The 14,183-nt window shown below is 45.7% G+C and carries 11 protein-coding genes; 7 read left to right on the top strand and 4 right to left on the bottom strand.

Translation table 11 applies throughout. The features are described from left to right. Positions 1-256: 256 nt before the first annotated feature. Together gatA and AC3A14_RS12520 are read right to left on the bottom strand one after the other, a co-directional pair. A complete protein-coding gene (gene gatA, locus AC3A14_RS12525; RefSeq protein ID WP_318697986.1) occupies positions 257-1,714 on the bottom strand; it encodes an Asp-tRNA(Asn)/Glu-tRNA(Gln) amidotransferase subunit GatA in 1,458 nt (485 codons plus the stop codon). A 155-nt stretch (positions 1,715-1,869) separates the two neighbouring features. Continuing rightward, positions 1,870-2,622 (bottom strand): class I SAM-dependent methyltransferase, encoded by a 753-nt coding sequence (locus AC3A14_RS12520; RefSeq protein WP_318733277.1) that lies wholly within the window; start codon positions 2,620-2,622, stop codon positions 1,870-1,872. Positions 2,623-3,114: 492 nt separating this feature from the next. On the opposite strand from AC3A14_RS12520, the gene AC3A14_RS12515 reads away from it, so the two are divergent. From AC3A14_RS12515 to AC3A14_RS12505, 3 genes are all read left to right on the top strand, one after another. Further along, positions 3,115-4,947 (top strand): WD40 repeat domain-containing serine/threonine-protein kinase, encoded by a 1,833-nt coding sequence (locus AC3A14_RS12515; RefSeq protein WP_318733278.1) that lies wholly within the window; start codon positions 3,115-3,117, stop codon positions 4,945-4,947. A gap of 411 nt (positions 4,948-5,358) precedes the next feature. Next, on the top strand, positions 5,359-6,069 hold the full coding sequence (locus AC3A14_RS12510; protein WP_318697983.1) for a precorrin-2 C(20)-methyltransferase: 711 nt from the start codon (positions 5,359-5,361) through the stop codon (positions 6,067-6,069). An 84-nt stretch (positions 6,070-6,153) separates the two neighbouring features. Continuing rightward, positions 6,154-7,425, top strand: a complete 1,272-nt coding sequence (locus AC3A14_RS12505; RefSeq protein ID WP_318733279.1) for an energy transducer TonB — start codon at positions 6,154-6,156, stop codon at positions 7,423-7,425. On the opposite strand, the gene AC3A14_RS12500 is transcribed toward AC3A14_RS12505, so the two are convergent. Further along, positions 7,408-8,454 carry a polyprenyl synthetase family protein gene (locus AC3A14_RS12500; protein WP_318730686.1) on the bottom strand — a complete coding sequence of 349 codons (1,047 nt, stop codon included), beginning with the start codon at positions 8,452-8,454 and terminating at the stop codon, positions 7,408-7,410. The genes AC3A14_RS12505 and AC3A14_RS12500 overlap by 18 nt on opposite strands. Beyond that, positions 8,454-9,176 (bottom strand): class I SAM-dependent methyltransferase, encoded by a 723-nt coding sequence (locus AC3A14_RS12495; RefSeq protein ID WP_318733280.1) that lies wholly within the window; start codon positions 9,174-9,176, stop codon positions 8,454-8,456. Before AC3A14_RS12495 ends, AC3A14_RS12500 begins: the two co-directional genes overlap by 1 nt. Before the next feature lie 79 nt (positions 9,177-9,255). On the opposite strand from AC3A14_RS12495, the gene AC3A14_RS12490 reads away from it, so the two are divergent. The 4 genes from AC3A14_RS12490 to prmC all read left to right on the top strand — a co-directional run bounded on the left by AC3A14_RS12490 (position 9,256) and on the right by prmC (position 14,039). After that, entirely contained in the window at positions 9,256-11,094 is a 1,839-nt protein-coding gene (locus AC3A14_RS12490; protein WP_318733281.1) for a hypothetical protein, read from the top strand. 174 nt (positions 11,095-11,268) lie between these two features. After that, entirely contained in the window at positions 11,269-12,186 is a 918-nt protein-coding gene (hetR, locus tag AC3A14_RS12485) for a heterocyst differentiation master regulator HetR (protein WP_318733282.1), read from the top strand. 167 nt (positions 12,187-12,353) lie between these two features. Next, a complete protein-coding gene (locus tag AC3A14_RS12480; RefSeq protein ID WP_318733283.1) occupies positions 12,354-13,145 on the top strand; it encodes a Tic22 family protein in 792 nt (263 codons plus the stop codon). Positions 13,146-13,163: 18 nt separating this feature from the next. Then, positions 13,164-14,039, top strand: a complete 876-nt coding sequence (prmC, locus tag AC3A14_RS12475; protein WP_318733284.1) for a peptide chain release factor N(5)-glutamine methyltransferase — start codon at positions 13,164-13,166, stop codon at positions 14,037-14,039. Positions 14,040-14,183: the final 144 nt, after the last annotated feature.

Raw genomic sequence — 14,183 nt, 5'->3', positions numbered from 1 at the left:
GTCTAAACCGATATCGGCTGGGGTGCGAGTAATTTCTTCTACGGGGAAAAAAATTAACCGGGTTTGAGTCGCCCAAAAATACCAACACAGCGTTCCATAGGCGATCGCCAAACCGACCAAAAAAATCCACAATTCTTGATGAAATAAAACCCTCAACATAATTTCTAGGGGGAATAACAACAAACGAAGAGCAACCCCGTGGCTATCCGTTCTCTTAATTCTAAAGAAAAAGAACCCAACCCCGGAGTTGTCTTAACTACAGAGAGGGTTGCTTTAAGTGCCAGCTTGTGGTTTGTTCGTAGGTGTGGGCAACTTGCAATAATAAATCTTCGCGCAATACATCGGAAATTAATTGTAGTCCAATCGGTAGTCCTTGTCGATCGAATCCGCAGGGAATGCTCAATCCTGGCAAACCGGCTAAATTAACGGGAATGGTCATTAAATCCGAGAGATACATGCTAATGGGATCTTTCGTTTTTTCACCGGCCTTAAATGCCGTAGTAGGAGCAGTGGGAGAAACCAATAAATCAACAGCCGCAAATGCTTTTTGAAAGTCTTTTTTAATCAACGTGCGTACCTTCTGGGCTTTGAGATAATAGGCATCATAATATCCCGCAGATAGGGCGTAGGTTCCAATCATAATGCGCCGTTTCACTTCTTGACCGAATCCTTGGGCACGGGTTTTTTCGTACATAGAGAGTAGGTTATCCCCCTCTTCGGCACGAAATCCGTATTTTACGCCATCATAGCGGGCTAGGTTCGCCGACGCTTCAGAGGGGGCGATAATATAATAGGCTGGTAAACCATAGCGGAAGTTAGGACAAGAAATAGTTTGAATTTCTGCCCCTAAATCTTGTAGATGACTAATGGCTTTTTTCACTGCTTCATCGACTTCTGGATCTAATCCTGTGCCAAAAGTTTCGGTGATGATCCCAATTCTGAGCCGCCCTTTCGATCTTAGGTTGGGTCTGAGTAAACTCACATAGTTGGGGATTTCAACATTCAGACTGGTGGAGTCTTTGGGATCGTAACCGGCGATCGCCTCTAAGACAATAGCCGCATCTTCCACCGTACGCCCAAAGGGCCCAATTTGATCCAACGATGAGGCATAAGCAACCAAACCATATCGGGACACTAACCCGTACGTCGGTTTTAAGCCGACAATGCCGCAAAACGAAGCCGGAAGCCGAATCGACCCCCCAGTGTCCGAGCCGAGGGATACAGGGCATTCTAAGCCAGCTACAGCCGCCGCAGAACCTCCGGATGACCCTCCTGGAACGCGAGTTATATCCCAGGGGTTAGCGGTGAGTTGATAGGCGGAGTTTTCCGTGGAGCTACCCATGGCAAACTCATCCAGGTTCGTTTTGCCAACGATAACCGCTCCTGCGTCTTTGAGCTTTTGAGTCACCGTAGATTCGTAGGGGGGGACAAAGTTCTGGAGAATCTTGGAGGCGCAAGTCGTGGGCACTCCAGGGGTACACATATTATCTTTAACGGCGATCGGAATACCCGTCAACGGCCCGATCTCGTCTCCGGCTGCTATTTTCTCATCAACAGCCTTGGCTTGGGTTAGAGCTTGTTCTCCCATCACCGCCAAAAAACTATGAAGCTTCGGTTCTAGGGTTTCAATGCGATCGAGTGCCTCTTGGGTTAATTCTACCGCCGATCTCTCTTTAGTCACAAGCTGTTGGTGCAACTCGCGGATGGATGCCATGCTTCTACCTTCTGTGTTTCCGATTTAGCGTCTTCAATCCTACCAAGATAGGGGGATGAGGGGATAGGGGGATGGGTAGGGATGGGTAGGGATGGGGAGATGGGGAGATGGGGAGATAGGGAGATAGGGGGACGCGGAGAGTTTTACAATCATTTTTAATTTTTAATTGATATCACTCGTAGACGGCGATAGTCGGCAAACCAACTATTCTGTTGATAAAGATGAGGGTGCAAAGTGGTTTCAATGCTGTTTAAGAGTTCTTCTCGTTCATTGAGGGGAACGGGGGAGAGTAAGTGAGAGGCAAACATTACGATCCAATTCCGTAAACCTTCCTCGCCTTCTAATGCTGTTGGGCGATCGAACAGTTGGGCAAATCTCACTTCTAAACTGTTATTTTCGAGCAGGGATGCATATTCAGAAATAGTGGGAAAATACCAAATTTTTTGGGGGGAAGAATAACCTTGAGCCGCTAGGGTTTCTTCAACAGCAGTAACAATCGCTTGCACATTCCCTTTCCCGCCAAATTCTGCCACAAAGCGTCCACCCGGTTTCAGGGCATTTTGAATGCCTTGAACTACAACTTCTGCATCCGTCATCCAATGGAGCGCGGCATTGGAAAAAATAGCATCAAAAACGTGAGTTTCGGATAACTTTTCCCCATTCTCTAACTTAAACTCAATCTGGGGATAATTCGCCTGAGCTTGGGCAATCATAGACTCAGAATTATCGCAGCCAATAACCGTGGCTCCAGATTCGGCAATTTTAGCGGTTAAATGACCCGTTCCACAACCGATATCGAGGATAAGTTCTCCAGGTTTGGGGGAGAGTTGGGTGACTAAGTCTGTTGCCAGTTGAGAAACATAGTGATGTTTGCTCTCGTAAAGTTCGCTATTCCAAGTTTGAGTCATACTAACAGCTCGTCTAGCTTAGGTTGGCAATCGGCAAAGGATAAAGCCTCTTCATCCAGATAGCCCGTTGAGTTGGCATACCATGAGTTCCTTGCTGGAATCTTCACGTTACCACATCTATGCGATATATAGCCCTTCTTTCTTCTATGAAGTACAGCTTCAAGTCTTAGACTCGCTCGCAACACAAGCGATTGCCATTCGTGCCTATTCCCTCTTCCCTAGCGCGAAGCGCTATAATATCGAATCGATAAAATTCAGGCTATTCCCATGACTGCTTCTGATTCTACCGCTCAAGCTGGTGGTGGTTTACCAGTGATTCAATATCTTGTGAAGCGCGAGTATTTTGTTTAAGGCTAAGATCGATTTTGTGTTTATACGCGTCTACTCGATCGACTGTAGGAGTGGGGTTTGGGAATCCATCATTTTGTGTGCTAAATTTGGGTGAAACCGCCCCTACAAAATCATCATTAACTATTAATTGTTCATTGTCCCATGTCCTACTGTTTGAACCCCCATTGCAGATTCCCCCAAAATCCCCAGGGCGCGAAATACTGTCAAACTTGTGGGCAAAGCCTGATCCTGAAACAACACTATCAAGCGATTAAAAAAATTGGCCAGGGGGGATTTGGATGCACGTTTCTTGCTCTTGATAGGAGCCAAGAAATTACGCGCCGTTGTGCCATCAAACAATTAATCTTTGCTAGCCAAAATCCCGATCAAATCAGTAAAGCAACCGACTTATTTGAACAAGAAGCAAAACGGCTCTATCAACTGGGAAATCATCCCCAAATCCCCAAATTTTATAATTATTTCTACGAAGGCGATCGCTATTATTTAGTCCAAGAATATCGACCCGGAGAAAATCTAGAGGTCATTTTAGAGCAAACGGGAAAATGGACAGAGCCTCAAATCCGGGACTTACTAAAAAAACTTTTACCTGTTCTCAATTATATCCATGACCGGCAAGTCATTCACCGGGATATTAAACCCGCTAATATTATTCAAGGCTTAAATGGCGAATATAGTTTAGTCGATTTTGGCTCCGCCAAATATGTGACGGAAACTGCCCTCTTCAACACTGGAACTACCATCGGTTCCCCCGAATATGTGGCTCCCGAACAAATTCGAGGTAAAGCTATTTATGCCAGCGATCTATACAGCTTAGGAGTCACTTGTTTATACCTTTTAACTCAGGTGTCTCCCTTCCTTCTTTTTGATAACTCAGAAGCGGTTTGGGTGTGGCGCGAATACTTAGGAGACACTCAAATCAGTGATAAACTGGGAGCCATTTTAGATCGGTTTATTCAGGTTGGAACTAAACACCGATATCGCTGTGCTAGGGATGCTTATCATGCTCTCAAACCTGAAAACAAACTGCCACCTCCTCCTCCCCCACGCCCGCAATTTTTCCTGCCTTCAGAGGCAAAAACCTGGCGCTGTGTGCAAACCTTAGAGGGGCATCGAGGTTCAGTTTCTGCCTTGGCGATCAGCCCTGATGGACAATTGTTAGCCAGTGGTAGTTTTGACTGTTCGATCAAAATTTGGAATCTAGAAACAGGGGGTTTAGAAGAAACTTTAAACTTTCATACTCAACCGGTTCTCACGTTGGCGTTTAGTCCTGTAGAACATCAATTGGCTAGTGGCAGTATTAATGATGCGATTAAGATTTGGGACTTTGGTACGGGAACGGTGTATTGTACTCCCCTAGAGCATTATCAGAGTGCGGTAACTCTCTCTTTAGCGTATCATCCCCAGGGAAAGGCGATCGCCAGTGGCGGAGACGATCGCCGATTGCAAACTTGGTTTATTGAGAGCGATCGCCATCAGTCCATCCTTCATCCCCGTGGGATCAATACTGTTGCCTTTAGTCCAGAGGGGGAATACATTGCGTCTGGAAGTAGTGGTAATCAAATCTATTTGTGGCGTGTAGACACTGGAGAACTTATCACCCAACTGAATGGACATCAAGGAGATATTAATGCGATCGCCTTTAGTCAAGATTCCCAATACTTAGCTAGTGGTAGTAGCGATCTAACCGTAAAACTTTGGCGTTTATCTCAACCGAGTCAAAACCCTTCATCCCAGCATACCTTTTTACCCTCTCCTGACTGGGTAAGAGCAGTTACCTTTAGCTCAGACAATCAACAACTTATTGCCGGAAGTGCTGACGGTAGCTTAATGATCTGGGATTTAAATACCTTGAAAATCAGACAGACTTTGAGGGAACATCTCAAGGACATTAACGCGATCGCCATTAGTCCGCGGCGATCGCTCATGGCTACTGCAAGCCGCGATACCACCATCAAGATTTGGATCGGGGACTAACTGAGAATAATGATATCTTAATTCAATACATAACTGACTCGCTTGTTCTGTCAGTTCCTTATGTCGATCTGGATCTGTGGTTCGCTTAATATCATCAAGCAAATATAAAATCTCACTGAGCCTACGATAGGTTAACTGTCTTTCTTCCAGGAGCATTGCCGGATGAATACACATAAGTCATAAAATCAACACTTTCTTTGTATAGTATTGCTGAAAAAAGATTGATTGACCTCATCTTATCGGGTGAACTAAGTGGATGATTTTCTCGATCGTTGCCCCTGAGTGATTACTCCGCCATCCGTATAGTCCCTTCGTGTAATCAGCAATCAGCAATAGGACATCACTCCATCGCTGGGTTACAATTAAATAATCAACAGGCATCTTAACCTTTGTTTATATTCCTCTAGATTTGTGCAACTCGGAACTCTTTACGGCATTGGGATCGGTACAGGCGATCCAGAATTAATTACCCTCAAAGGGTTGCGGCAACTGCAAAACGCTCCTGTTGTTGCCTTTCCCTCCGGACTAAACAACCAACCCGGTGTAGCTGAAACCATCATCCAACCCTGGCTCAAGCCCCAACAAACCCAACTCTCCCTCACCTTTCCCTATCTACAAGATGAAACCCTTTTGTACCAAGCTTGGACAGATGCAGCTCAACAAGTTTGGTCTTACCTTCAACAAGGACAAGATATCGCCTTTGCTTGCGAAGGCGATATTAGTTTTTATAGTACCTTCAACTATCTCGCCCAAACCCTAACCAAACAACATCCCCAAGCCTCCATAGAAGTGATTCCTGGCATCGCCTCACCCATGGCAGCCGCAGCCGTTCTCGGACTCCCTCTCACTATTCGGGATCAACGGTTGACCATTTTACCGGCACTTTACCATATCGATCGCCTAGAACAAGCCTTAAACTCTTCAGAAGTCGTTGTCTTAATGAAAGTCAGTTCCGTTTATGGACAAGTATGGCAATTTCTCAAAGAGCGTAATCTACTCAAACAAGCTTATATTGTCGAACGAGCCACCCAACCCAACCAAAAAATCTATACTAATCTAGAACAATTTCCCCAACTCCCCCTCTCCTACTTCTCCCTGCTGATTATCATGGGGAGTAATTAGTCGGCAGTAGAGGGAAACGCAGAAACGGAAACACGAGAATTCCCCATCCCCTATTCCCTATTCCCTATTCCCTATTCTCTTCCCATGACTTACTCTCCCCTCTTTCCCCAACAACGGCAACCTGTTCTCCAACCCTTTTGGATTGCCACGATCGCCTCCGTTGCCTTTCATGGGCTATTGTGGATTAACATCCCCACCAGAAGTGGCAACTCGCGCACTTCCCTGAATACAGTTGACTTAGTCGAACTGACTCCCGAACAATTAGAACGTCTGCCCAATCTCAACAGCCCTTCCCAACTGACTCTACCTCCCATTAATCCTGAAGCATGGCAACCGCAACAACCCATTGCCAATACTCCTGGCAATAGTTCAGTTAATAGTTCCAGTGCTGGAAATCCCTCTTCCTTTGTCTTACCTCCCCCCCGTGCGTCTCTGGAGCTACCTCCACCCCCCGTTTTGCAACTCCCTCCCATTTCTTCTAATTCTCCTTATCGAGAGCCTTTAGTTATACCCACCTTACCCCCACCGCCCCCTGCCAATCCTCCCGTTTACGATGATGCAAATCCCTTGCCCATACTGCCTCCAAGCAATCTTGATTTAGAGATTAATCGGTTAGCTGATAATCCAGAAGAGGACATTGAAACGCCGCTTCCCCCCGAACCTCTAGAACCGATAGAAGAAGAACAGCCTGAAGAGACAGAACCGGGTGTATTACCCAGTAGAATACCAGAAGCGGCGATCGCCGATTTGCGTCGCCGACAAGAAAAATACCGCCAACAAGAACCCGAATCAGAGGACACCCCAGAACCTCAATCTTCTCCAGTGGCTACACTTCCTCCAGAAGACGAAATCCCCGAACCAGAGGCAACTCCAGAACCCGACTCTTCTCCAGTGGCTGCACTTCCTCCAGAAGACGAAATCCCCGAACCAGAGGCAACCCCAGAACCTGACGATCCCCTGTTAGCAGAAATCCAAGCCTTGCGGGAGGCGATCGTCTATGATCCAGAAGGAACCAGTCAAGAAGAAGCCACTGCTACCCTAGAATCCTGGATTAGCAACCTTCCCAACCGGTATAAAAATAATAGAAACAGTTCCCTGTGGCAGCAACAAGAAATTGAAGTCCCCCTACCCGTTCTCGCCTGTCGCAACCAACTGCAAGGACGAGCCACCATCGGTGTTGTCGTCGATCCTGAAGGGGAAATTATACAAGAAGCCCAGCTCATTCAAAGTACAGGATATGGCATTTTGAATGAAGCTGCATTAGAAGCCGTACGAGCCAAAGTTTTTGAGCTAACCGACGATCCTCAACTGTACCTACTCAAAATCACGTTTGAACCTCTAGACACTTGTGGTTAATGTCGCCCCATGATCCACTTGGAACAACTCAAGATTTTTCCTGAGCTGTGAGAGGAATTTGTTCGACGTAATTCTCACCAGGATTGAAGCGATCATATCTCGATGAACTGTTTTTTCTTTAGTGTAAAGCATGTTTTTGCATCGCTTATGTTCCTGTTTCAGGTAAGCTAAACAATCAGCATACACTCCCTTATTCACCAGTAGACATAAAATTTCGCGGTATTCATTTTCCTCAATCCCTTTATATCTTAATTCTTCCAGTCGATTACATTCTTGATCATTGGATCTTTGAGTCATCAAATAGACCGCTAGTGTTAACTTTCCATTAATAAAATCAGAAAATTGATCTTGATAGGGTTTTTCCAATTTTGAGAGGCGCTGTACAGGAAGAGCAAAATCACCAAAATCATTGGCTGCCTGAGTGGCAGATCCATAAATAGCTCCCATTTCATAGAGTAAATTATCGGGTTCTCCTGCAACGATCGATCCGGCTAAAAAACAACTGCCATAGAATACACCAGAGAGCAATCTACATCGTTTCTGATAGGCATCTAGAAATTCATTATACTCTGGATATTCTCCTATTCTAGATACTTTTAGTTCCTGAATATCCATCCTCTGACCCAAATAAATTTGGTGGTTGATTTTGCTCAACAGTGGTATGAGCGCTGTCATACCGTAATCCTCTAGAATCTGTTGGGCAATCTCTCTGAGTTGAAATCCAGCAATCACCAAGTTTCGTTTACTCTCACTCGTTTCATAACCATGCTTCTCATCAAGAAACCAATTGATAACATAAGTTGAACAGTTGAGAATCTCAAAACTAGCACAAACAGGAGTAAGTTCTTTCCAGTTTTTCCCGCCATTAATCTCATAACCCGTTCGGATTTGTAGATCTCGTAACCGTGGATGACCATACCGCTTCATTGGAAGTTGTTTCACTTCCTCATTCAAATGGTCTGTATAATGCTTAATGATCGCATCCGTCTCCTGAGAGATCTCAGTCATCATTTCAAAATACTTACTCATTAACAACTCCTTTTTTCATAGACGTGGTATTCACTTTCATGATTGGATATAGAGATAAGTCCCACCGCTTCCAGCATCTTTTCCACAGATTCTAAATCCACTAATCGCATTTTTACCTGCTGTTGTCCAACAAGCTCCTTTTGATGATAGCAGTGATAGTCTAAGATCAGATATTGCTCATCATCAACCCTTTTTTGGGCGATCTTTCTCTCGAATACAATATTATCATCCAGTTGTTCCTGCTTGGTATGATTGGAATTGGATGAAATAATAATTAAACGTCCTCCATCACATAAGTGTGCTGCAACCCGTTCAAAACTTCGCTCAAGGGTAGCCCAATCTAAAATGTGGCTTGCCAGTAGAACACGATCTCCATCATTGACAAATGCCCAGGCTCCACCACGGGAATAGGCAATATCGAAGAGTTTGTCAACAGACAAATTACTGATATCTTCACAATAAAGCTCAACTTGACTCCCTAAACATTCTTCTGCTTGTTGAAGTAGTGAGGCACTTGTATCTACTCCAACTATCCGCAGGTTAGGTCGCAAATGAAGGATTTGCTCGACCAGCAACCCAGTTCCAATTCCCACATCCAAGATAGTTTGCCCATCACCGAAAAGGTCAATGAGATCGGTGGCAATTGCTTGATAATCTCGATTCCGCTGAACAAAGGCATTATAGAAATCAGACATGCCTTGATATAGGTCAGTTACCGTCATAAAGTTTTTAGCTATTCTTGAAGGATTGACTCACAGATTTAGTAAACCATTTAAATATCGATCCCTCAACCTCTGATTGATGAACTCTCTAAAGCTCTCCACCCTAATCCTTGTCTTCCTTAGCTTATTAACAGGAACTCATCCTACCCCCTCTGTTGAGCGCCAATCATCAGTTGCTTTCTCTCAAACTTCCACGTTTGAAGACAGAAGTTTAGCCCTGCGACAACAGATTGCCTCCCAAGATTTAGAAGACCTAGAAATTTGGTGGCAAAAGCGGAATATAGGTGACCCCCATAAATACCTTCTGCCGGTCATCCTTGCCCGTCTGTCGCTTCCTACAGAATATAATGCCGAAACGACCTGGCAAGCCCTCCAACGGCTCAATGAAGCAAAAAATGACCTCTATCACTTCCGCAGTATTTTTGACATTCGTATCTGGTTTGAGTTTGGCGCAAATTTACCGCTAGCTTTAGCAGCAGACTATCGCAGCCAACTCGAAGCCAAGCGGGTAGAACAATGGAATGAGTCGGGAACCGAGAACCATATGTTTATGCAGCGAGTGTCCGGTTTAGCCTTGATGGATGGTAGCGGTTGGCCGGTGGCTTATCCAGCGACTGAGGCAACCAATGAGGCGTGGTTGCGATCAGAAATTAATAAGTTTCTCACCATTGGCCAAGGGGAATTTCACTCGTCTACCTATTATGGCTATTCGATCGCCGGATTACTCAATCTCTACGATTTTGCCCAAACCCCAGAACGCAAAGCCTTAGCGAAAGCTGCCCTAGATTGGTTGGCTACCAACATGGCTCTTCGCTTAAGTTGGGGAACCGCAGGCGGCGCAGAAAGTCGCGGATTTGACCGAGGAACCTGGGATGAGAGTGGACTGTCCACCGTTGCCTGGGTTTGGTGGGGAGATGAACCAGAAACTTCTCACAGAATGCGCTCTAGTGCTTCGAGAGTGGGACTTCCGGCTGCCTTGAGTACCTATCGCCCTCCCAAACATTTAAAGGACATTGCCCAGAAAAATATTACTCTTCCCTTGGAACTGCAAGCCAGCCATCCGGTTTACTATTCCTATCACCAAGATAATCAATTTTGGGAAACCTTCTATATCACGCCAGATTACAGTCTGGGCACACTCATTAATCCTGGGCGTTCCTACCAAGTCAAGGGTACAATCAATGCCCAGTATGCTACTTATAAGTTAGTGGTTCGAGATCCCCAAGGCGAAAACAATGCGGTCATTTCCTTAGCCGGAACTTATCATACGCCTATGGCAACGGGTAGCTCTCCTGGCGATCAATATTTACAACATCAAGGAACCGTTCTCTACCAATTGCGCCTGTCTCCGGAAGATCTCGCTGCTGGAGTGCCTCCCTTGTCCCATCTCGTTTTACCCTCCCGCTATGGCCAACCCCAACGATATCAAGACTGGTATATTTGGCAAATCGAAAACACTTGGCTCTGCGCTCGTCCGTGGGGAGAGGAGATCGAATGGCGCTCTTCAGTCTCAGACCAGGGTAAACAGGTAGACTATCAAGTGCTAGCTGCTCATGGCCCGAATACGGCTTGGATTACGGAAATTGTCTCGACTGGCGATTATTCCAATTTCAGCGAACTGACGCAAGCTCTGAGCCAAACACAACCCCAGTTCAGTAAAATGCGTTTAAGGTACCAAAGTTTACCCAAACCCAGTGAAAAGTCTTCAGACTCTATCCAATTATCCCTCGCCTATATCCCTAAAAGGGGTAAAGGATTAGGAAGAATTAATGGTAAAATCAAAACTCTAGATAACTGGCCAGTCCTAGATTCCCCATTGATCCAACAACCGCTTAATCAAGGACGTTTAGAGTATAGTGGAGGCGATCGCCTCTGGCAACTACATAGCACACCCACTGGACCCGAATGGCGACCTTGAGGCAAGGTATGCGGCAACACAGGGACACCAAGCAATAACCGATTGCCTAATTCCCATTCCCTATTCCTGACAATCATAGGTTAGGATATAAGGTACTTAAGCTTATCCTGAACTAAGGTAAGCGCCCTGTGTTTGCCCTTCAACTTGTTAACCTTGCCGGATTTCATAAGTGATATGACTAATGAAAATGATCTGATCAAACGTCTTAGCCCCAGTGCAATGGATCAGATCCTGTTATATCTAGCCTTTATTGCCATGAGAAATAGTGGCCATCGCCATGGGGCTTTCTTAGACGCTGCCGCTACTGCTGCTAAATGCGCGATTTATACGACTTACATGGAGCAGGGGCAAAACTTGCGAATGACGGGGCATCTGCACCACATCGAACCCAAACGAGTTAAAGTCATTGTTGAAGAAGTTCGGCAAGCGCTCACAGAAGGAAAACTGCTGAAAATGTTGGGGTCTACCGAACCCCGCTATCTGATCCAATTTCCCTATGTCTGGATGGAAAAATATCATTGGCAACCGGGAAAGTCTCGCGTTTTGGGAAATAATTTAGTTTCGGAAGAAAAACAAGATATTGAATCTAAACTTCCCCCCCATCTACCCGATGCCCAAGTGATTCCCTCATTCCAGTTTATGGATCTGATTGAATATTTGCATACGCGATCGCAACAAGACTCCAATCTTCCTACTGACCGGCAACTTCCCCTCAGCGAAGCTCTTGCCGAACATATTAAGCGTCGTCTGATCTATTCTGGGACAGTTACCCGCATTGATGTCCCTTGGGGAATGCCCTACTACGCTCTCACTCGCTCCACCTATACTCCTGTCGATCAGGAAGAGAGAAAATATGTCTTAGTCGAAGATACAGCCCGCTATTTTCAACTGATGCAAGAATGGGCAGAAAGTCCCTCAGAACAGAAGCCCCACGTCATGCGTATCCTAGAGGAAATGGATATCCCCCCAGAACGCTATGAACAAGCCATGGAAGAACTCGATGAAGTCATTCGTGCGTGGGCAGACCGCTACCATGAAGATGGGGGCAAGCCAATGGTTCTTCAGATGGTGTTTGGTCCCTTGGAGTCGTAGGCAGAGACTCCAGAAAGTTCGGACACAGCGCTCTAGTGGTTTTGGAACTCAAAGGCAATTGCCCAAGTCAGGAGAATAGCGTCTAAAAACTGGCACAGAATTGCAATTCCACCTAAGATTTAGGTAGGAATTGCTATGTAAATCGATAAATGTTGAGGTAAAGAAGATTGATTAAGTCATTGGTTCAATGGGGAAGTCGCTTGAGTTTAATGGGGACTCTACTATTGAGTCCTGTCGTTGGTCTGAGCTTGATGCCCTCAGCCGCTATTGCGATTCCGGAAGCACAAATAGAACGAAAATTACAGGGTATTCCGGTTTATGCAATTAGTGATGAAGAAGGGGTTTTACTTACAGTTTCCGTTCCTCGCGATCGAGAAAAACCGGATGAGGGTCGGATTTCTTTAACTCGTGTTTTTATTAGTCAAACGGATGCTCAAAGTTTTTTAGCTCAGGTACGCGAAAGTAATCCTGATATTCCTCAAGGCATGAGTGCGCGGGCAATTCCGTTGAGTGAAGTATATAAGTTACATCAAGAATATAAGGATGCGGAAGAACCGTTAGTGTTTCAGTTTCAGCCTAAAGATGAACAGGTCAATCAAGCTCGAACTGTGTTGCAGCAACAAGGAGATCCGGAGTTAGCGAATGCGTTTCAGGGTGTTCCTCTCTTTATGGCTAAAGCCGGGGAAGATCGGGGGTATTTGACGATTCAAAATGGCGATCGCCAAGCGGTTTTGGCCTTTTTTGACCATGGAGATTTAGAACAAGCTCTGGAAGAGTATAAAAAGCAGAATAGCGATGCTAATTCCCAAATTGTGGTTCAAGTGACTACTTTAGAACGGTTGATGGATTTGTTGATTACTGAAGACGATCCGTTTTTGCAAAAAGTGGAGTTGATTCCGACACCAGAATCTCGCAGTTTTCTGCAACAGGAAATAGAACGTCGGCAGTCGGGAAATTAATAAGGTACACCCTGATTTATGGTTTCGGGATTAGAGTTGGCTGCCTGGCGAAAACAGGCACAGGAAGAGGCGATCGCGGCGAATATTCCTCCGTCTGAGGTGGATGGGTTGCTGCGATCGCTCTCTCGTCTCGATACCCTCAGTTTACGCCTAGAGTCCTTTAAGTCTCATCCCGATATTCCTTTATCTCGTCCCTGGTTAGACATTCAGCAACTCTGGAAAGAGCGAATTGAGACTAGGGTTCCCCTCCAGTATTTGATCGGGGAATTAACTTGGCGAGATTTGGAGCTACACGTGGCTCCTGGGGTATTAATTCCCCGTCCAGAAACCGAGCTGTTCATTGATTTAGTCCTGGCTTCTGATGTGGGGCAAATGGGCGGGGATTGGGCAGATTTAGGCACGGGAAGTGGGGCGATCGCGATCGGTTTAGCCCAAGCTTTACCTCAGATTACCGTTCATGCGGTCGATCGAAGCCCAGAAGCATTGGCGATCGCCCGCGCCAATGCTGCCCAATATCGCTTTAACTCTCAAATCCAGTTTTACCAGGGCTACTGGTTTACTCCCCTTCACCCTCTCAAAGGCCAATTGGTGGGCATGGTTGCTAACCCCCCCTATATTCCAACAGGCTTAATTAACCAATTACAACCCGAAGTTGCCGATCATGAACCCCATCTTGCCCTTGATGGTGGATCGGACGGCTTAGACTGTATCCGCACCCTGATTAGTGCTGCTCCCGACTATTTGCGCTCTGGAGGGTTATGGATCGTGGAAATGATGGCAGGACAAGCTAAACAAATAGAACAATTACTGGTTGAGAATGGTAATTATCGTCAAATTGAGATCCACAAAGACTTAGCTGGAATTGAACGCTTTGCCTTAGCTTCTCGGCGATAGTTGTATACTAATAACATAGGGGCAAACGTCCCTTCACCCCTAGATTCGTCTTCATTTCATGCGGATGGCGAGACTCGAACTCAACGTTCATATCCCTCTTCTGTCACTCTCCGAGTTCAATGAATAGGAAATCTGCCAATTATC

This window comes from Roseofilum sp. (assembly GCF_982964205.1).
This window is presented reverse-complemented; position numbering and strand designations above follow the sequence as displayed.